The 18564-nt window shown below is 62.9% G+C and carries 17 protein-coding genes; 7 read left to right on the top strand and 10 right to left on the bottom strand.

Annotation, left to right across the window (positions count from 1 at the left end; all coding sequences use genetic code 11):
• Window positions 1-59: 59 nt before the first annotated feature.
• From AC0L2X_RS01230 to AC0L2X_RS01220, 3 genes are all read left to right on the top strand, one after another.
• The gene (locus tag AC0L2X_RS01230) at window positions 60-1136 is read left to right on the top strand and encodes a quaternary amine ABC transporter ATP-binding protein (RefSeq protein WP_473553190.1); all 1077 of its coding nucleotides are present in this window, start codon (window positions 60-62) and stop codon (window positions 1134-1136) included.
• A complete protein-coding gene (locus AC0L2X_RS01225) occupies window positions 1133-3115 on the top strand; it encodes an ABC transporter permease (RefSeq protein ID WP_473553187.1) in 1983 nt (660 codons plus the stop codon). Before AC0L2X_RS01230 ends, AC0L2X_RS01225 begins: the two co-directional genes overlap by 4 nt.
• 158 nt (window positions 3116-3273) lie before the next feature.
• Window positions 3274-4836, top strand: a complete 1563-nt coding sequence (locus AC0L2X_RS01220; RefSeq protein WP_473553185.1) for a hypothetical protein — start codon at window positions 3274-3276, stop codon at window positions 4834-4836.
• A 123-nt stretch (window positions 4837-4959) separates the two neighbouring features.
• On the opposite strand, the gene AC0L2X_RS01215 is transcribed toward AC0L2X_RS01220, so the two are convergent.
• The 5 genes from AC0L2X_RS01215 to AC0L2X_RS01195 form a co-directional block, all read right to left on the bottom strand.
• Window positions 4960-6141: a M20 aminoacylase family protein gene (locus AC0L2X_RS01215; RefSeq protein WP_473553183.1), complete on the bottom strand. Its 1182-nt coding sequence runs from the start codon at window positions 6139-6141 to the stop codon at window positions 4960-4962.
• Window positions 6142-6186: 45 nt separating this feature from the next.
• Window positions 6187-6960, bottom strand: coding sequence for an amino acid ABC transporter ATP-binding protein (locus AC0L2X_RS01210; protein ID WP_473553180.1), 774 nt, complete (start codon window positions 6958-6960; stop codon window positions 6187-6189).
• Window positions 6947-7867, bottom strand: a complete 921-nt coding sequence (locus AC0L2X_RS01205) for an amino acid ABC transporter permease (RefSeq protein WP_473553177.1) — start codon at window positions 7865-7867, stop codon at window positions 6947-6949. The genes AC0L2X_RS01210 and AC0L2X_RS01205 overlap by 14 nt, the downstream gene beginning before the upstream one ends.
• Window positions 7868-7875: 8 nt before the next feature.
• The gene (locus AC0L2X_RS01200; protein ID WP_473553673.1) at window positions 7876-8706 is read right to left on the bottom strand and encodes an ABC transporter substrate-binding protein; all 831 of its coding nucleotides are present in this window, start codon (window positions 8704-8706) and stop codon (window positions 7876-7878) included.
• 72 nt (window positions 8707-8778) lie between these two features.
• On the bottom strand, window positions 8779-9753 hold the full coding sequence (locus AC0L2X_RS01195; protein WP_473553174.1) for a substrate-binding domain-containing protein: 975 nt from the start codon (window positions 9751-9753) through the stop codon (window positions 8779-8781).
• Between the two features lie 109 nt (window positions 9754-9862).
• On the opposite strand from AC0L2X_RS01195, the gene AC0L2X_RS01190 reads away from it, so the two are divergent.
• Window positions 9863-11200, top strand: a complete 1338-nt coding sequence (locus AC0L2X_RS01190) for an aminotransferase-like domain-containing protein (RefSeq protein ID WP_473553171.1) — start codon at window positions 9863-9865, stop codon at window positions 11198-11200.
• A 26-nt stretch (window positions 11201-11226) separates the two neighbouring features.
• On the opposite strand, the gene AC0L2X_RS01185 is transcribed toward AC0L2X_RS01190, so the two are convergent.
• Complete coding sequence (locus AC0L2X_RS01185; RefSeq protein ID WP_473553169.1) at window positions 11227-12585, bottom strand: NAD(P)-binding domain-containing protein; 1359 nt, start codon at window positions 12583-12585, stop codon at window positions 11227-11229.
• 261 nt (window positions 12586-12846) lie between these two features.
• Between AC0L2X_RS01185 and AC0L2X_RS01180 the strand changes: the two genes are divergently transcribed.
• Window positions 12847-13566: a helix-turn-helix domain-containing protein gene (locus AC0L2X_RS01180; RefSeq protein ID WP_352452528.1), complete on the top strand. Its 720-nt coding sequence runs from the start codon at window positions 12847-12849 to the stop codon at window positions 13564-13566.
• A 158-nt stretch (window positions 13567-13724) separates the two neighbouring features.
• Window positions 13725-14096 carry an endonuclease domain-containing protein gene (locus tag AC0L2X_RS01175; RefSeq protein ID WP_352489505.1) on the top strand — a complete coding sequence of 124 codons (372 nt, stop codon included), beginning with the start codon at window positions 13725-13727 and terminating at the stop codon, window positions 14094-14096.
• 135 nt (window positions 14097-14231) lie between these two features.
• Here AC0L2X_RS01175 and AC0L2X_RS01170 read toward each other — a convergent pair whose 3' ends face one another.
• From AC0L2X_RS01170 to AC0L2X_RS01155, 4 genes are read right to left on the bottom strand one after another with little or no spacing between them, the layout of a single operon-like run.
• Window positions 14232-15272, bottom strand: a complete 1041-nt coding sequence (locus AC0L2X_RS01170; protein ID WP_473553166.1) for a heme-dependent oxidative N-demethylase family protein — start codon at window positions 15270-15272, stop codon at window positions 14232-14234.
• Window positions 15273-15281: 9 nt separating this feature from the next.
• Window positions 15282-16247 carry a PDR/VanB family oxidoreductase gene (locus AC0L2X_RS01165; RefSeq protein WP_473553164.1) on the bottom strand — a complete coding sequence of 322 codons (966 nt, stop codon included), beginning with the start codon at window positions 16245-16247 and terminating at the stop codon, window positions 15282-15284.
• The gene (locus tag AC0L2X_RS01160) at window positions 16244-16840 is read right to left on the bottom strand and encodes a dimethylamine monooxygenase subunit DmmA family protein (protein ID WP_352489502.1); all 597 of its coding nucleotides are present in this window, start codon (window positions 16838-16840) and stop codon (window positions 16244-16246) included. The genes AC0L2X_RS01165 and AC0L2X_RS01160 overlap by 4 nt, the downstream gene beginning before the upstream one ends.
• Window positions 16841-16854: 14 nt before the next feature.
• Complete coding sequence (locus AC0L2X_RS01155; RefSeq protein ID WP_352773122.1) at window positions 16855-17988, bottom strand: aminomethyl transferase family protein; 1134 nt, start codon at window positions 17986-17988, stop codon at window positions 16855-16857.
• 285 nt (window positions 17989-18273) lie between these two features.
• On the opposite strand from AC0L2X_RS01155, the gene AC0L2X_RS01150 reads away from it, so the two are divergent.
• Window positions 18274-18561: a hypothetical protein gene (locus AC0L2X_RS01150; protein WP_352476575.1), complete on the top strand. Its 288-nt coding sequence runs from the start codon at window positions 18274-18276 to the stop codon at window positions 18559-18561.
• The last annotated feature ends 3 nt before the right edge of the window (window positions 18562-18564 follow it).

The following is an 18564-nucleotide window of genomic DNA, read 5'->3' as shown; positions in this document are numbered from 1 at the left end:
TCCGACGACCCGGCCATTCGTGGCCGGGTCTCGATCTCGTGTTCCAGAAGGACGATTGCATGACCGATACGATTGAACAGGCGGCGAAAGCGGGCAACGATGCCCGCCCGATAAAGCTTGCCTGTCGCAATGTCTGGAAGCTGTTCGGGGCGGACGCGGCCAATTTCATCCGCCGGCGCGACGGCAAGGCCAGCCTGGCGGACATCGCCGCGGCCGGACTGGTTGGCGCGGTGCGCGCCGTCGATCTCGAAATCCGCCAGGGCGAGATCTTCATCATCATGGGACTTTCGGGGTCCGGCAAGTCGACGCTGGTGCGCTGCATGTCGCGGCTGATCGAGCCGACCCACGGCAAGGTCGAATTCGAGGGCAAGGATCTGCTCAAGATTTCCGATGCCGCGCTGATCGAGCTGCGACGCCACCGCATGGGCATGGTGTTCCAGAATTTTGCCTTGCTGCCGCATCTCAACGTACTGGAGAACATTGCCTTCCCACTCGGCATACAGGGGCAGGACCGGCCGACGCGCGAGGCTCGCGCGCGCGAAGTGATCGAGCTGGTCGGCTTGCGCGGCCGTGAGCATTTCTATCCGCGCGAGCTTTCTGGCGGACAGCAGCAGCGTGTCGGCATCGCCCGCAGCCTCGCCACGAAGCCGGAAATCTGGTTCCTCGACGAGCCGTTCTCGGCCCTCGATCCGCTGATCCGCCGTGAGATGCAGGACGAGCTGATGCGGCTGCAGACCATGCTGCACAAGACCATCGTCTTCATCACCCATGATTTCGACGAGGCCATCCGGCTAGCCGATCGTATCGCCATCATGAAGGACGGCGAGGTCATCCAGATCGGCACGCCGGAAGAGCTGGTGGTCAACCCGGCGACCGACTATGTCGCCGAATTCACCCGCGACGTCGACCGCGCCAAGGTGATCTCGGCGCGCAGCCTGATGCGCGCCTGCGACGGCGCCGAGTACGGCGGCACGGTCGCGCCGGATGCCAAGATCGCCAGTTTCTCGGCTGATATCGTCTCCGCCGGCAAACCGTTCGCGGTGGTCAACGGCACGGGCAAGCCTATCGGCGAAGTCACGCCGCAGGCGGTGATCGATCTTCTGGCCGGCATAGAACGTCGTGGGGCCGGCGCATGACGGTCGCGGCAAGCGCCAGCGCAGCGAGGCCCCGGCCGGTTCAAACCTGGCTGGCGATCTGGGCCTGTGCGCTCGCCGCCGTGCTTATTGTCTTCCGGCTGCAGGAAAGCCTGCCCTGGGCGGTCAATTACCCGGCCGGCGCGACCGTTCCTGTCGCCGACTGGGTCAGTGCGCTGATGAACTGGTTGAAGTCGAACTTCTCCTGGCTGACCCGCTCGATCACCGCGGTGCTCGGCGTGCCGCTCGATTTCGCGCTCGGTCTTCTGGCCAAGAATTTCAAGATCGGCCATGGCGCGGATATGATCGTCTTGCCGCGCCTGTCCTGGGTCGGCGTCTGCGCTTCCGCCTACCTTGCCGGGCGCGCCGCCGGCGGCTGGAAGCTGGGTGCGCTGGTCGGCGGCTGTTTTCTCTACATCGCGCTGTTCGGGCAGTGGACCAGCGCCATGCTGACGCTGGGCCTGATCTCGATCGCCGTGCCGTTTTGCATTGTCACCGGGCTGTTCGCCGGCATCTGGGCATGGCGCAAGCCTTGGGCCGAGAGGCTGTTGATCTCCCCTGCCCTCGATCTGATGCAGACGATCCCGACCTTCGCCTATCTGATCCCGATGCTGCTTCTGTTCGGCAACAGCCCAGTCTCGGCAATGATCGCGACGGCAATTTTCGCGACGCCGCCAATGGTGCGGGCGACGATGCTCGGCCTGTCGCGGGTGCCGTCGGAGATCGACGATTTCAGCGAGATGGCCGGCTGCACGGCTCGGCAGAAGCTGTGGCGGGTGCTGTTGCCGTCGGCGCGGCCGACATTGATGGTCGGCGTCAACCAGGTCATCATGCTGGCGCTCAATATGGTGATCATCGCCTCGATGATCGGCGCCGGTGGGCTCGGCTATGACGTGCTTTTGGCGTTGCGCGCGCTCAAGGTCGGCGAGGCCATGGAGGCTGGCCTCGCCATCGTCGCACTGGCAATTGCCCTCGACCGGCTGAGCCAGGCGATCGCCCGCAATCACGCCAAGGGCAATGTCCGCCATCAGCCCGGCACCAGTTTCTGGCGGCGCTATCCCAATCTGACGCTGGCCGTTGCCATCCTCGCCGTCAGCACGCTGCTCGGCCTGTTCGTGCCGGCCTTCGCCGCGGTGCCGAAAGCGATCACCTTCACCACCGCGCCTTTGTGGAAGGCGGCGGTGAACTGGATCACCATCAACTTCTTCGACACGATCGAAGCATTCCGCGTCGCGCTTATCCTCAATGTGCTGAACCCGGTGCGCGCCTTCTGCGAGGGTTTCCCCTGGCTCGGCGCGGTGTGTCTCCTCGGCCTTGCCGGCTACCAGCTCGGCGGCTTGCGCCTCGCCGCCCTGGTCGCGGCATTGACAGCGTTCTGCGCCGTCACCGGCCTTTGGGAAAAGACCATGGCGACGGTCTATTTGTGCGGCATCTCGGCCTTTATCGCCTGCCTGATCGGTATTCCGATCGGACTGATGGCATCGCGCAGCGACCGCTTCGAAAAGATCGTCACGCCGGTCATCGACACGCTGCAGGTGCTGCCGTCGTTCTGCTTCATCATTCCAGTGGTGATGCTGTTCAGGGTCGGCGACGTCACCGCGATGATCGCCACCGTCGCCTTCGCCGTGGTGCCGGCGATCCGCTACACCAATCACGGCATCCGGCAGGTGCCGCCGGCGCTGATCGAGGCGGCGAAGGTCTCGGGCTGCACCCCGCGTCAAACTTTCTTTCGCGTGCAGCTGCCGCTGGCGCTGCCCGAGATCATGCTCGGCGTCAACCAGACGATCCTGATGGCGCTGGCGATGATCATCATCTGCGCCATGGTCGGCACCCGCGATCTCGGCCAGGAGGTGTTCATCGCCCTGTCCAAGGCCGATTCCGGCCGCGGCATCGTCGCCGGCCTGGCCATCGCCTTCATCGGCATCGTCGCAGACCGGCTGTTCAACGCCTGGACGGCGAAGGCTCGGGCAAGGCTGGGATAGTCCGGAACAGGACGGCCTCAGTAAGCTGCCGCCAAGCGCGCCAGTAACGAGGCACCGATCCCTACGCCTAAAGACATAGCCATTCGGGATTATTGCTCGGCTTTGCCTCACATCGTACGGCTGTCATGGGACGGGTAGGCTAAACAGGAGAGCGGATTATGTCTAAACGCGTTCCCTTTACTACCGGTGATCTAGCAGATCATCAGTGGGGTATCGATGACGCCCTCACAGGTGATCCGAATACGAATATCTTGACAGGCGATGCTGGCGGCAGCCTGCTCGATTTCTCAAGAGGCGGCAACGACACCTTTACGGAAACCGCACCGTCGACCTACACCTTCTACGGCGACGCGGCTCGGAGCTTGTTCAATTTTGCTCGGGGCGGTGACGATACCTTCACCACGGGGCTGTCATCCTCCACCACCACTGCCTTTGGTGACGCGGGCGACGATATGTCGGACCATAGCAGGGGCGGCAACGATATCTTCAACAGTGGAGTGGCAAGGCAGGTAGTCGATACCTTCTATGGTGACGCCGGCGGCAAGATGTTCGGCTATGCCCGGGGCGGGGATGACACTTTCCTGACCAGCACTGTACAAGGAGCTACCCACACCTTCTACGGTGACGCGGGCGGCGAAATGTCAGATCACAGCAAGGGCGGCAACGACACCTTCCAAGGCTCCAGGCAGGCCACGAACACCTTCTTCGGTGACTCCGGCAGCAACATGTCCGGCAATGCCCAGGGCGGCGACGACAGCTATACGAGCCGGACCGACTCGCTCAACACTTTCTACGGCGATGCCGGCGGCGATATGTCGGACCATGCTCAGGGCGGCGACGACACGTTCACGGGCGCCTTCTTTTCCACCAGCACTTTCTTCGGCGATGCCGGCGGTGACATGTCGGACCATGCTCAGGGCGGCGACGACCATTACACGGATCTGGGTGGGGCGATCCCGAACAAAACCCTCTTTGGCGACGCGGGCGGGGATCTTTCCGGTTTTGCCAAAGGCGGCAACGACAACTTCACGAGCGCTGGTGGGTCCCAGACAAGTTTCTACGGTGACGCGGGCGCCAACATGTCCGACCACGCTCGCGGCGGCGACGACACGGCCGTGCTGCAAGGCACTCATAACTTAGGGTATGGCGATGCGGGCACGATGCTCGGCAGCGCTGTGGGCGGCAATGATTCCCTGACCGGCGGCGACAGGAGCTCCGGTCCGGATGTTCTAAGCGAGTTGTACGGCGATGCCCTCGCCATGTCCGGTTCCGGCCAGGGCGGCAACGACATTCTTACCGGGGGCGACAACAACGAAACCGGCCAGGTCCGCAACTTCCTGTGCGGCGACGCCCTGCAAATGTCCGGTTCGGCCAAGGGTGGAAACGATACCCTGTACGCCGGGAGCGCGGCACCCGGCTGCACGGTCATCAACGACATGTGGGGTGACGGACAACTGAGCGAACTGGCTCAGGGCGGCAGAGACCAGTTCATATTCAAGGACGATGGTTCAATGACGGTCGGAACCCAAAACACCATCTACGACTTCAGCCAGACCCAAGGCGACACCATTGTGTTTAGTGGCGTGGAGGGCGTGCAATCGTTCGATGATCTCACAATTGCGCAAAGTGGAACCGACACCATCATTACCGCGGGAGTCGATCAAGTTACTCTCGCAAACTTTACGAACCCGCTGACGACGAGTGACTTTTTGTTCGTCTGAAAGCGAAGCTCTTATCGCATTCGAAGAGCGGGAATGCGTGAGAATTCGTTGTGCATCGTCGCGCGGCCGGTCGCCCCAATTCTGCTCGACCGGCCGATCGACAATCCAAGCCGCAGTTATGAATCAAGCGGCCAGGAATCTTTCGGTCAAACGAGCCCAGAGCGCGGCGCCGACGGTCAAATTGCCGTCGTTGAAATCATATTTCGAGCTGTGAAGGATGGCTGAATCCTCGCCGTTGCCGAGGCGCAGGAAGCAACCGGGTTTGTGTTCGAGGAAATAAGAAAAATCTTCGCTGCCGGGGATCAACGGGCAGACGGACACCTTATCCTTGCCGACGAGTTCGACAGCGACGTCTGTCGCAAAGGACGTCTCGCCCTCGGAATTGATCACCACCGGGTAGCCGCGCTCGTAATCGATCTCGACTATTGCGCCATGCGCCTGCGCCACAAGTTCTGCGATGTTGCGAATACGCTGCTCGAGCGTGTCGCGGATCTCGGCCGAGAAGGAGCGGACGCTCAGCGTGATCTCGGCGTGTTCCGGGATGACGTTGGAGGCCGTGCCGCCGTGAATGGTGCCGACGGTAACGACAGCCGTCTCGATCGGGTTGACGTTGCGCGACACAACCGTCTGCAGGGTCATGACGATGTTGGCGGCGGCGACGATCGGGTCGACCGTCAGGTGCGGGCGCGAGGCGTGGCCGCCACGCCCGGCGATCCTGATGGTGACGGTATCGCTCGCCGCCATCAGCGGCCCGGCGCGCATCAAGAATGAACCCGCCGGCGCGCCCGGATGGTTGTGCAGCCCGAATATCGCATCGCAGGGAAAGCGTTCGAACAGGCCGTCGGCGATCATCGCCTGCGCCCCGCTTCCCTTGCCGGCTTCCTCGGCCGGCTGGAAGATGAGGTTGACCGTGCCATTGAAGTGCCTTGTGCGCGCCAAGTATTCAGCCGCGCCGAGCAGCATTGTGGTATGGCCGTCATGGCCGCAGGCGTGCATCTTGCCGCTGGCCTGGCTGGCATAAGGGAGATTGGTCGCTTCGGTGATCGGCAAGGCGTCCATGTCGGCACGGATGGCGATGCTGCGGCCGCTGCCCTGGCGCAGGCGGCCGACGACGCCGAGGCCGCCGACATTGCGCGTCACCTCGTAGCCCCAGCCTTCGAGCCGTTCAGCAACGTATGCAGCGGTTTCGTGCTCCTGGAAGGAAAGCTCGGGATGCGCGTGCAGGTGCTGGCGAGCCGCCGCAAGCTCGGCGGCCTTGTCGGCGAAGTCGGAAATATCGGCGAACTGGTTGGAGGTCTTTGGCATGGGAGGTCCTTTGCCGGCCGAGCAGGTAATCGCGCCGGCTTTGCTTTAGATGAAACGGCTCAAGAAAGCCCGCGTGCGCGGGTGCCTGGGTTTAGCGAGAACCTCGTCCGGAGGCCCGGCCTCGATCACATTGCCGTCGTCCATGAACACCACCCGATCCGCCGCTTCGCGCGCGAAGCCGATCTCATGCGTGACCACGATCATGGTCAAGCCCTGCCTGGCGAGATCGCGCATGGTGGCGAGCACCTCGCCGACCAGCTCCGGATCGAGCGCCGACGTCGGCTCGTCGAAGAGCATCAATTTCGGGCGGATGGCGAGCGCGCGGGCGATGGCGACGCGCTGCTGCTGGCCGCCTGAAAGCTGGCGCGGATAGGCGTCGATCTTTTCGGCGAGGCCGACACGGGTCAGCAGTTCGCGGGCGTAGCCGATCGCCTCCTTGCGGTTCTCCCGGTGAACGCCGACCGGAGCCTCGATGACGTTCTGCAGGGTCGTCATGTGGGGATAGAGATTGAACTGCTGGAACACCATGCCAATCTTGCGCCGCTGCGCGGCGATCGCGCGGTCGGAAAGCTTGTCGAGGCGGCCGTCGTGCAGCCGGTAACCGATCTGCTCGCCGTCCACCTCGATCGACCCTTGATCGATCGCCTCGAGATGATTGATGCATCGCAGGAAGGTTGATTTGCCGGAGCCGGACGGCCCGAGAATGACCACCACCTCGCCAGGCGCGACGTCCAGATCGATGCCCTTCAGCACCTCGAGCGGGCCGAAGGCCTTGTGAACGTTGCGCGCCCGGACCAGGGGCGTGTCATGCGCGCTCATTGGCGGCCTCCAGGGCGGCGGTCGCCGTCTTCTCGCGGGCGCCGCGGTCGCCGCGGCTGTAGTGGCGTTCGATCGCGCCCTGCGCGACGTTGAGAACCGAGGTGATCAGCAGATACCAGAGCACTGCAACCATCAGCAGCGGAATGATTTCGAAGGTGCGATTGTAGATCGACTGCACCGAGTAGAGCAGGTCGGCCATGGCGATGACGCTGACCAGCGACGTCGCCTTGATCATGCTGATCAGCTGATTGCCGGTCGGCGGGACGATCGACCGCATCGCCTGTGGGATGATGATGCGCCGCAAGGCCCGCGCGCGGGTCATGCCGAAGGCTTCAGCCGTTTCGGCCTGCCCCTTGTCCACCGACAGCAGCCCGCCACGGATGATCTCGGCCATGTAGGCGGCCTCGTTCAGCGCCAGACCAAGAACCGCGGCCGTCAAAGGCGTGATCAGGTCGTTGGTGTCCCAGCTGGCGAAGCCGATGGAGATGCGCGGAAACAACGTCGAAAGGTTGTACCACAGGATCAATTGCACCAGCAGCGGCGTTCCCCGGAAGAACCAGATGAACAGGCCGGAGAGAAGGGAAGCCAGCCTGTCCTTCGACATACGCGCGATGGCGAGCAGCAATCCGAGCACGATACCCAGGATCATCGCCACGACCGTCAGGCCGAGCGTTACGGAAAGCCCCTGCATGACCGTCGGATCGAAGAAATACTGGGCGACCACAGGCCAGCCGAAATTCGGGTTGACCGCAACGATATAGGCGAAGCCTGCCGCCACCACGACGGTGAATGCCCAGAGCGCCAGCCGGACGAGCGGAAACGGCCGGTGGGCTCGTTTGATGTCGCGCAGCGCGTCGTCCGGACGTCGCGGCACCTCGGCCGCGTAGGCAGCGGTCGCGTCGGTCATGGCAGCCTCTACTGGCCCTGGTTGATGCCGGGCGCGTCGATCATGTTCTTCTCGAGGCCCCACTTCTTCATGACCGCGGCGTAGGTGCCGTTCTTCATCAGGATCTTGAAGGCGTCGAGCAGTACACCGCCCAGCGGCGAGCCCTTCTTGACGACGGCGCCTTGATAGATGTCCTTGAAGCCATTGGCCTGGCCGACACCTGAAAGTTCCAGTTGGCCCTTCGCCTGCTCGACGAAGAAGGTCAGCGGCGCCTGCGAGGAAAAGAATGCGTCAGAGCGTCTCGACCGGACGGCCAGTATCGAGCTCGGCTGGTCGGTGAAGGATTGCACCTCGACGGCCGGCTTGCCGCCCTCGGTGCATTTCTGCGCCTGCTGCTTGATGACCTTTTCTGCCGAGCCACCCGACATCACGGCAATGCGCTTGCCGCACGCGGTGTCGAGCGAGGTGATGCCTTGCGGGTTGCCCTTCTCGACGGCGAAGACGACGTATTCGCGCACCCAATCGACGAAGTCGTTGGATTTCTGCCGGTCGGGATAGTCGCCGACAGGCCCCATCGCGAACTGATAACGGCCGGCATTGATGCCGCTCAGCAAAGCCGGCAGGCCGGCGACCGAGGCGTGATCGACCTCAACACCGAGCAGCTGGCCGATGGCGTCGGAAATGTCCCTGGTCGCCCCCGACAGTTCGGTGCCGGTGACGATCTCATAGGGCGGGAACGAGCCGTTGTTGACGGCGGTGATCTTTCCCGCCGTGCGGATCTCTTCCGGCAGCCGGGCGCGCAAGTCTTCGTTCACCGATTGCTTCTGGATATCCTGGGCAAAGCTGGCCTGCGCCAGCATGGTGACGAGCGAGGCGAATATGAAGCTGATTGTCCTCATGGCATTCTCCTTCGTGTTCTTCGTTGCGCGTTGTCAGGCTGCGGTGGCCCGCGACCTGGCTTCGAAAGGAAACAAGGCTTCGGCGGAAATCGGTTCCGTCAGAATGCCCTGGGCATGGAGCTCGGTGACGAAATCCTCGATCATGCGCCGGTTGGCAGGCAGGCCGCTGGCGTTCCAGGAGGCAGGCAGGTCGCGCCCCGCATGAAGCAGCTCCTCGAGGATCCAGGGCGAGGTGTCGGCATATTTTCGGCGCTTTGCCGTCCAGACGCGCTGGCTTTCGTCGATCAGCCTGGCGAGTTCGTGAGGCAGCCAGGGATGCTCCCTGGCCAGGGCGGCCTTGACGGCGACCAGATGCATGCCCGGGACATAACCGACGTCGGCGAAATAGGCGCGTTCGGCAGAACGAAAATCGCGCAGCACTTGCCGGAAGCCGGAAGCCGGGTCGAAAAAGCCGTCCGGCATGAAGGGCGTGAAAACGGCGTCGAGCTCGCCTTGCGCCAGCAGCTCCATCATCGGGCGTTCGCCCGGTGCCGCTTCGATGCGCCCCGGCCTGCCGAATCCGTCGAGGCGGTCGGCGATCGGGTGCTCCGATGTCAGCCTGCCGGCGAACCAATAGGCATCCTCGACGCCGATGCCTTCCCGGCGAAGCGCCGCGCGTGTCCATGTGTTGCCGGAATCGCGCCAGCCGGTCACGCCGATGCGTTTGCCGGCAAGGTCGGAGAGCCGCTCCAGCGGACTGTCCTCGACCGTGATGATGCAGCGGTGGCGAAAGCCGCGCATGATGAAGCACGGTAGTCCAACCACCGTATCCCGGCCCGCCGCCATGGCCGACACATAACGGCTGAATGAGACCTCCGCCGCATCGTATTTCGGATCGGTGCCGAGATCCGCGATCAGCGTGGCGACGCGGTCAACCTTCACCGACAAGCGGCTGGAGGCGACGTCACCCAGCACCAAAGGGGTGAGATAATCCCAATCGCGGGTGGCTATAGTGATGGAGACGGGCATCGGCATGAACTTCAAAGCTATGTTTGACCGGCGATTGGTAAATGTTTATTTTTGGCCGATCAAATGTTATTATGTTATTGAACATTAGCTTTAACGGTCGCGGGTGCCGATGGATTTCGATGCAGGATGGTTCGCTGAACGCCTTGGCGACCGCACGACGCGCGGCATCGCGCGCGAGACCAGTGCGCTAATCAGAAACGGCGCGCTGCCTGTTGGCGCAAAACTTCCGCCGGTGCGCGATCTGGCCTATGTGCTCGGCGTCAGCCCGGCGACTGTCTCGCAGGCATGGAGCGAGCTGCGGCGCTACAAGATCATCGGCGGCCGTGGGCGCAACGGCACCTGGATCATGGGCAACCGCTTTGCCGCCCGGCCGGAGCGCCACATGAGCGGCGGCAATTACGGTGCGGACGTTCTGAACCTGGCGATCGCGGAGCCCGATGTGCAGCTCTTGCCGCCGCTCGGCATCGCGCTGGCGCATGGCGCGCGCGCCGAAAAGCTCAACAGCTACGAGCGGGTGCGCATCCTGCCCGAGCTGGAGGCCGCAGTGCGCCCGTCATGGCCGTACGATCCCGGCGCGTTCCTGGCCACCAATGGCGGTTACAACGCCATCTACACCTTGCTGCATGCGCTGGTCCCGCCGGGAGCGCCGGTGGCCATCGAGAACCCGACGGCGCTTCGCCTGCTCGACATCCTCGAGGATCTCGACGTGCCGATCATTCCGGTGGACTGCGACAGTGAAGGCCCCTTGCCGGATGCACTTGCCGACGCTCTGCGGCAGCGGCCCGTCGCGTTCCTGTTCCAGCCGCGCGTCCATTCGGTGACCGGCGCCTGCATGTCGTCGGCGCGGCTGGAAGTCATCGGCGACCTGCTCGCCGGCACCGACGTGCTGATTGTCGAAGATGACGGCGTCGGCGATATTGCCTCGGCGCCGCGCATCTCGCTGGGCCGGCGTTTTCCCGATCGCGTCGTCCATATCCTGTCCTATTCCAAGACCCATGGCCCGGACCTGCGGCTCGCCGTCCTGTCCGGATCGGCGACGATCGTCGAGCAGATCCAGTCCTACCGCAGCTTCAGCTCGGGATGGACCAGCCGTATCCTGCAGGCGGCCACCGCCTGGCTGCTGCAGGACCCGGCCACGGCCGCCCTGGTCGAGCAGGCGAAGGAGGTCTATCGCCGCCGCCGCGAACGGCTCGCCGGCGAACTGGCGAAACGCGATGTCGCGATCGACGCCGGATACGGTCTCAGCGTCCTCATTCCGGTTGCCTCGGAACCTTACGCAATGGTCACGCTGGCCGCGCACGGCATCGCGGTCCATGCCGGAGCGAAGTTTTCGACAGGAAAAACGAACGCTGTCCGCGTCGCGACCAGCATCCTGGACGAGGAGCACCTCGAGCACGTCGCAAATTCCCTGGCGCTGGCAGCCAACCCGGCGCGGGAAGTTATCTGAGGCAAGGCAATCGTCGTTCGGACTGCCTACTCCGCCGCGACGCCCTTTACCTCGAGATAGCTCTCCATCGAATCGTCCATCGCCTGCAGCCAAGGCGTATGGTGCAGCGGCGCCATCGTGCCGGTCATCAGCGAGCGATAGGCGTTGTCGCGGAAGCCCATAATGTCTTCCGCCTTGTGGTGCTCCCATTCCATGAAGGTCTGGTTGACAGCCTCGACATCGAAGCCGGGATAGTCGGTCTGCTCCATCAACTCCCTGGTGTAGTCGCCCTGGAACCAGATCATCTGCTCGGCGTCTTCCAGCGTTTCCTCGCGTGCCCGCCACTTTTTGCCGTGCTCGGCCATCGCTTCGGCCGAGGGCAGCTTGATGCGGCCCATGATGACGTCGCGGGCGAACCAGGCCTGCGCGTCGAACATGTTGAAGGTGTAGAACTGGTCCTGCATGCCGATATAGGACAGCTTCGGGTTTTTCTCCCAGACGACGCCCTCGTAGAGCCCGTCCGGCCACATGCGGTTGGCGGTCTTCAGCTTCAGGTCCTCGGTCAGGAACGGGAAGGAGTGGAGATAGCCGGTGCACAGGATGATGGCGTCGACGTCTCTGGTGCTGCCGTCCTTGAAATGCGCCGTCTTGCCGACGACCTTCTGCAGCAGCGGCACTTCCTTCCAGTTCTCCGGCCATTTGAAGCCCATCGGCTTCGAGCGGTAGCTCGAGGTGATCGATTTGGCGCCGTATTTGTAGCATTGCGAGCCGATGTCCTCGGCCGAATAAGAACGGCCGATGATCAAAATGTCCTTGCCCTTGAATTCCATCGCGTCGCGGAAATCGTGGCTGTGCAGGATGCGACCATTGAAGGTCGAGAAGCCCTCGAAATAGGGAACGTTGGGCACGGAGAAATGCCCCGAAGCGACGACGACATTGTCGAATTCTTCCGAGTAGGTGACGTCGTTGGTGCGATCATGCGCGGTGACGGTGAACTTCTTCGTCGCGTCGGAAAAGGTGACCATGCGCACCGGGCTGTTGAAGCGCACCCATTGGCGCACGCCGGATTTTTCGACGCGGCCCTTGATGTAGTCCCACAGGACGGCGCGTGGCGGATAGGAGCCGATCGGCCGGCCAAAATGCTCCTCGAACGTATAGTCGGCGAATTCGAGGCATTCCTTCGGGCCGTTCGACCAAAGGTAACGGTACATCGAGCCATGCACCGGGTCGCCGTGCTCGTCGAGGCCGGTGCGCCAGGTGTAGTTCCACAGGCCGCCCCAGTCGGACTGCTTTTCGAAGCAGACGATCTCGGGAATATCGGCGCCCTTGTCGGCGGCCGACTTGAAGGCCCTGAGCTGGGCCATGCCGGATGGCCCGGCTCCGATGACGGCAACACGATCTTTCATTGCGGGCCTCCCGATCTCATTTCTCTAACGAAACAAATTTCACTGACAGGACAGTAATTGCCCCTTCGATGCTGTCAACAGGGCTTGTCGCGAAACCCTCGGTTCACCAAGCTGGATTTCCAGGCGACGCGGTAGCTCGGACGAAATCCGGACATTGCGCAATTCGACACGGCTGGCTTGCCGTAAGAGTTGCGCTTCTGTATCGGCACCGAATATGTTCACCGGGAGTGAAATGAATCGGCAAGGTCCGGGGTGGCGAAAATGGCAAAAAAAGCATCCAGTCTAAAGCCTGCTGCGGCCGTCGTCGCCGCCAAAGCCAAGCCGTCGGTCGCTGCAATCGATCCGCGCAAGATACGCGCGCCGCTCACCCAGAACCCGCACGCCATTCGCGACACCCGCGAAAAAGTGCTGGAGGTCGCCATCGGCCGCGAGGTGCGGGCCTTCCGCAAGAAGCTCGGCATCACCGTCGCCGATCTGGCTGCCGCCACCGACATTTCGCTTGGCATGCTGTCGAAGATCGAGAACGGCATCACCTCGCCGTCGCTGACCACCTTGCAGGCGCTGTCACGGGCGCTCGGCGTCCCTGTCACCGCTTTCTTCCGCCGCTTCGAAGAAGAGCGCAGCGCCGTCTTCGTCAAGGCCGGCGAAGGCCTCGACGTCGAGCGCCGCGGCACGCGCGCCGGCCACCAGTACAATCTGCTCGGCCATATCGGCTCCAACACCAGCGGCGTCGTCGTGGAACCCTATCTGATCACGCTGACCGAGGATTCCGACGTGTTCCCGACCTTCCAGCACGAGGGCATGGAATTCCTCTATATGCTCGAAGGCGAGGTGGTTTACCGGCACGGCAGCAATCTCTACCCGATGAAACCCGGCGACAGCCTGTTCTTCGACGCAGACGCGCCGCACGGACCGGAAGTGCTGAGCGTCCTGCCGATGCGCTATCTCTCGATCATCTGCTACCCGCAAAGCGCGGGGTAACGGAGATCGGTCTCCCCCTTGGTCGCCTTGGGAGCGAGATCGGCGGCTTCGCGACGGCTACTCTTTTGCAGCATTGGTAGTTGGCGAAAGCCGAAGTGACATTCGATCTCCCCCCTAGAGGGGGAGATGTCCGGCAGGACAGAGGGGGGCGAACCGCGATGACGCATAATCTAGTATCCGCCAACAACCGCCGCAATGCGCGCAGGATGCGCAAGGTGATGACCGATGCCGAACTCAAGCTTTGGAATGAGATCAGGGCACACAGGCTGATGGGACTGGGGTTTCGGCGCCAGATGCCTATCGCCGGCCATGTCGTCGATTTTGCATGCCCGGACAAAAAGCTGATCGTCGAGCTTGATGGTTCCCAGCATGGCCAGGCCGAAACATCGGAATCGGACGCTGCAAGAACCGCCAAGTTCGAAGCGCTGGGCTGGACAGTCCTGCGCTTCTGGAACGACGATGTCATTCGCGATATCGACAATGTCTGCCAGCATGTCGTGATCGTGGCTGGGCTGGGCGGCGCGTCGTGAGCTTCGCGGAGGCGCTGGAGTGGACATTGGGCAAGGCCGGCGCTCCACGGCGCCCCCCTCTGCCCTGCCGGGCATCTCCCCCTCAAGGGGGGAGATTGGCTGCTTTAGGGGTAGCGCCACCGCGCAAAGAAAAACTCAATCCGGCCCGAACCCCGGCGACGTCGCACTGCCATCATCCAACCTCGACAGCCATTCGACCAGCGTCGTCCGGTAGCGCGTCAGGCCTTTGTAATTAGCGAGTTCGTCGGGGAGGTCGCGGATGACGCGGTGCAGGCGCCGAGCCCATTTCGGCTGCGTCACCAGCTCGTCCATCTTGATCAGGTAGCAGCGGATCGGGAAGACGATCGCGTTCGAGCGCGGCAGCCGCCAGAAGCTCTGCAGCTCGACGCGCAGATGCACTTTGTCGCCGACGTTTTCCGGCGTCACCGTGGCGCGGTCCGGACCCCATTTGTGGTAGTTTTCCGGGCTGGTGTCGAGGCGCGGATTGATGGTCATCGTCCAGTTCAGCCGCCGTGCCGGCTTGCCCTGCTGGATGTTGGTGAGGAACTTCAGCGCCCGGACGAATATGCCCTTCTCATGCGCCAGCGGCACCGGCGCGTGCCATTCGAAGAAGTTCATGCCGATGTCGAAATCGAGCGACCAGTCGGCCTGGGTGGTGACCATGCCGGCATCCATCCACAGATTGCCGTCGCGCTGGTCGAGGATGCAGAAATCGCCCTGGCTCTGCCGGGTGATGTACTCCATCGGCCCATAGGGCAGCGTCGAGACGTCCCCGAAGGTGAAGCTGTCGTCGATGCCGAGCGGCCGGTTGACCCAGCGCCAGCGGTCGCCGTCGCGGATCAGCGTGAAATGCTCTGGATAGCCCAGCGCCTGCTGCTCCATCAAAAGTTCGAGCAGATCCCAGCCGGCCAGCGTCATATGCGGCAGCGACTGGCAGCGCAGCGGGTCTTCCGCCAGCACCAAAGCGCGGTCCTGCATCTCGGCGACATAGTGCTCGTCGACGTCGATCAGATTCTCCAGCACGCTGCCCTTCGGCCCGACGACATGCGGCTCGATATTGACCGCATACATGTAGCTGTCTTCGTGGAACGGGAATGGGAACCGCCTGATGTGCTCGGGGCTGTTCCTGAAAGTGAAGTCGTCGCGGAACGTTTCCTTGCGAAAGGTGATGCCCAAGCTCGCCTCCTATCTTTCCAGCACCAGCGACCTGCCCTCGAAGCGCGAGACGCAGGGCATGATCTTGCAGCCCGAACGGTGGTCTTCCTCGCTCAGCCAGTGGTCGCTGTGGATGAATTTGCCGTCATGCGAAATGACGTTGGTCTCGCACTGGCCGCAGACGCCGCCGCGACAGAGATAGGGCGGATCGACGCCGGCCGCCTCGATCGCCTCGAGCAGGCTCTGCTGCTCGTCGACACGGATTGTCTTGCCGCTGAGCGCCAGCGTCACGTCGAACGGCGCGCCGGGCTGGGGTGCCGCGAAATGCTCGAAATGCACGGTTTCCGCCGGCCAGCCGAGAGCGGCGGCGCGCTCGCGCACCCAGCCGATCATGCCCGACGGGCCGCAGACATAGAGATGCGTGCCGAGCGGCTGCGACGACAGCAGCCGGTCGAGATCGACGCGCTCGTCGCGGTCATCGTGATAGAGCCTGACCCGGCGGTCGTAGCGCTCTCTCAGCAGGTCGGCATAGGTGCCGAGCGAGGCGGTGCGGCAGGTGTAATGCAATTCGAAATTGCCGCCTTCCGCCGCCAGCTGCGCGGTCTGCGCCATGAACGGGGTGATGCCGATGCCGCCGGCCAGCATCAGATGCTTCCTGGCGCGCAGATCGAGCGAGAACAGGTTGACGGGATAGCTGACCACCATCTCCGTGCCCGGCCTGACCTGCCTGTGCATGAACAGCGAGCCGCCGCGGCCGGCATCGTCGCGGCGCACCGAGATGGTGTATTCGCGGGTGTCGAGCGGCGAGCCCATCAGCGAATAGGGATTGAGCCTGGTGCGCTCGCCATCGCGCATCTCGACGACGACATGGGCGCCGCCGGAAAAGGTCGGCAAGAGCTCGCCGTCGCGCCTGCGGAAGTGAAAGCGCGTGACCAGTTCGTTGACCGGAACGACATCGCTGACAACGACATCGAGCTTGGTTGTGCCGGTGCTCATCGAAAGACCTCCTCGATCGGAGGAATTTCGCTGCGGTCCTCGGCGTTGATACAGACGCCCTGGAAGGCGGCAAGGCGCCGCGAATAATGATCGCGCACCAGAAGCAGCAGGCCGCAATGCGAACAGGTCGCCGGCTGCGTCGTCACGTTCTCGGTGATGCCCTTACAGTGGACGCACTGCATGCGGCGCGCCAGCGAGCCGCGATGCTCGGTCTGGATCGAGGTGTGATCGATGCCGGCTTCGAGCGCCGCCTGCATGGCCTGGCCGATCAGCCCTTCGGTGCCGGCGAGATAGAGCCTGAGGCCCATATGCGCGTTGGCCAGGGTCTGCTTCAGCCGCGGCAGGGCACTGGCGAAGGAATGGCCGAGGTAGAACTGCGCCGGCTTCAGGGCTTCGAGCGCATCGGCATATTTGCCGTCGCGGCCGGGAATGAAGATGATGTGGGCGCCGCCGAAGAAATCCGCCGGTGCCTTGGCGGCCAGATCGGCAATGGCCAGCGCTCCCTCTGCATCCGCTATGAAAAGATGATGCTTGCCGAGCTGCGGAGACAGAGTCCCATAGACCGGCCGGCTGATGATGCTTTTCGCTGCCATACCCGCAGTATGCCTCAGCCTTTCGCCGTGCGCTTGGTCTTCTTCGGATCGTCGAAGGGAAGCGGCTCGGCGGTTGCGCTGATGGCGCCGCTCTTGTTGCGGATCTCGAGCCTGGTGCCCTGCACCGCGCAGTCGACGTCGAGCCGGGCGATGCCCATCGATTTTTTGACCAGCGGCGAATACATGGCGCAGGTCACCACGCCGACCTTTTTGCCGTCGCGATAGACCGGTGCGCCCTCATCGGCCGGCTCCCTGCCTTCGAGCAGTACGCCGAAGATCTTGAAGCGCTCCTTGCCCTTGAGCCGGTAGTGCTCCTCGGCGCCGCGAAAGCCGGTCTTGCCGGGGCTGACGGTGAAGTCGAGGCCGAGCTCCCATAGCGTGTCGCCAGGGCCCTCGTTCTCGAACGGGTATTTCTGCGAATTGTCGTAGGGGTAAAACAGCAGGTAGCTCTCGACGCGCAGCATGTCGAGCGTGGTGAAGCGGCACGGGATGATGCCGGCGCTTTTGCCCTCGTCGAGTATCCTGTCCCAGATCGTGCCGGCGTCCTGGCCGCGGCAGAATATCTCGTAGCCGCGCTCGCCGGTATAGCCGGTGCGCGAGATCATCACCGGGAAGCCGAACAACTGCGTCTGCATGTGATGGAAATAGTTGAGGTCGCGAATGCCCGGCACATGCTTTGCCAGATAGTCGACGGCTAGCGGCCCTTGCAGCGAAAGGTCGTGCAGATTGTCGTCGAAGCGCAGCGACACGTCACGACCAACGGAAGCGCGCTGCAGCTCTTCATGGCCGGTGCCCGAGCCATGCACGACCATCCAGGAATTCGGGCCTGTGCGGTAGAGGATGCAGTCGTCGGTGAACTTGCCGGCCTCGTTGAGCATGCAGGCATAGGCCGACTTGCCGGGATAGATCTTTTCGACGTCGCGCGTCGTCGCCAGGTCGATTAGGTGAGAGGCGTGCGGCCCGGTGATGTGGACCTTCTTCAGGCCGGACACATCCATCAGGCCGGCCTTGGTGCGGATGGCGATATACTCTTCGTCGGCATCCTTGTCGTAGGTCCAGGCGGTGCCCATGCCGCTCCAGTCCTCGAGCTTCGAGCCGAGCGCCCGATGGCGGTCCGCAAGCGTCGAAAATCTCCAGGATGCCGTCATCCGCTGGTCCTCCGTTCGAAAGAACTTTTTGCTTTCCCCTGCTCCCTGCACACAGGCGGGAGCGTTGCCTTGAATATTGATCGCAAACGCCGGAAGCCTGCAATACCCGTAAGCAAATAATTTCATTGTCAGGCAAATCCGGCGAGCCCAAACAAACGGTTAACGTCGCGTAAAATCGTCTTGACAATTCCAGAATTCGGCCGGATTTTATGAAAAAAATTTCACTCTCTTGAAAGAGGGCAATGACCGGCCAATCTGGACCGGCGTTGAAAAAGGGGAAAGCCGATGTCCGACCTGCAACAGCGCGTGGAAGCGTTGTACCGTTCCGACGTGCGTGGATCTATGCTCCTGATCGTCTGCCTGTGGGCGACGATCCTCTTCGTCCTGTTCATGACATGGCCGTACATCCCCGACGCCGGCATCAAGCTCGTCGTCGCGGTCGCCGCCGCCGCCGTGCTGATCTTCAACACCGCCGCGATCCTTGCGATGGTCAACCACTACAAGGAAGACAAGGACTTCATCTACGGTCTCGACATCAAGAATGCCGACGCCTACCGCAACCGCAAGTCCTGAGGG

Source organism: Mesorhizobium sp. WSM4828 (genome assembly GCF_055811175.1).
Note: the sequence above shows the minus strand (reverse complement) of the source record. Positions and strands in the feature narration are given on the sequence as shown.

What these genes read in the sequence shown, in the direction of transcription:
- AC0L2X_RS01230 (WP_473553190.1), top strand. Translation starts at nt 60, where the DNA reads ATGACCGATACGATTGAACAGGCGGCGAAAGCGGGCAACGATGCCCGC.
- AC0L2X_RS01225 (WP_473553187.1), top strand. Translation starts at nt 1,133, where the DNA reads ATGACGGTCGCGGCAAGCGCCAGCGCAGCGAGGCCCCGGCCGGTTCAA.
- AC0L2X_RS01220 (WP_473553185.1), top strand. Translation starts at nt 3,274, where the DNA reads ATGTCTAAACGCGTTCCCTTTACTACCGGTGATCTAGCAGATCATCAG.
- AC0L2X_RS01215 (WP_473553183.1), bottom strand. Translation starts at nt 6,141, where the DNA reads ATGCCAAAGACCTCCAACCAGTTCGCCGATATTTCCGACTTCGCCGAC.
- AC0L2X_RS01210 (WP_473553180.1), bottom strand. Translation starts at nt 6,960, where the DNA reads ATGAGCGCGCATGACACGCCCCTGGTCCGGGCGCGCAACGTTCACAAG.
- AC0L2X_RS01205 (WP_473553177.1), bottom strand. Translation starts at nt 7,867, where the DNA reads ATGACCGACGCGACCGCTGCCTACGCGGCCGAGGTGCCGCGACGTCCG.
- AC0L2X_RS01200 (WP_473553673.1), bottom strand. Translation starts at nt 8,706, where the DNA reads ATGCTGGCGCAGGCCAGCTTTGCCCAGGATATCCAGAAGCAATCGGTG.
- AC0L2X_RS01195 (WP_473553174.1), bottom strand. Translation starts at nt 9,753, where the DNA reads ATGCCCGTCTCCATCACTATAGCCACCCGCGATTGGGATTATCTCACC.
- AC0L2X_RS01190 (WP_473553171.1), top strand. Translation starts at nt 9,863, where the DNA reads ATGGATTTCGATGCAGGATGGTTCGCTGAACGCCTTGGCGACCGCACG.
- AC0L2X_RS01185 (WP_473553169.1), bottom strand. Translation starts at nt 12,585, where the DNA reads ATGAAAGATCGTGTTGCCGTCATCGGAGCCGGGCCATCCGGCATGGCC.
- AC0L2X_RS01180 (WP_352452528.1), top strand. Translation starts at nt 12,847, where the DNA reads ATGGCAAAAAAAGCATCCAGTCTAAAGCCTGCTGCGGCCGTCGTCGCC.
- AC0L2X_RS01175 (WP_352489505.1), top strand. Translation starts at nt 13,725, where the DNA reads ATGACGCATAATCTAGTATCCGCCAACAACCGCCGCAATGCGCGCAGG.
- AC0L2X_RS01165 (WP_473553164.1), bottom strand. Translation starts at nt 16,247, where the DNA reads ATGAGCACCGGCACAACCAAGCTCGATGTCGTTGTCAGCGATGTCGTT.
- AC0L2X_RS01160 (WP_352489502.1), bottom strand. Translation starts at nt 16,840, where the DNA reads ATGGCAGCGAAAAGCATCATCAGCCGGCCGGTCTATGGGACTCTGTCT.
- AC0L2X_RS01155 (WP_352773122.1), bottom strand. Translation starts at nt 17,988, where the DNA reads ATGACGGCATCCTGGAGATTTTCGACGCTTGCGGACCGCCATCGGGCG.
- AC0L2X_RS01150 (WP_352476575.1), top strand. Translation starts at nt 18,274, where the DNA reads ATGTCCGACCTGCAACAGCGCGTGGAAGCGTTGTACCGTTCCGACGTG.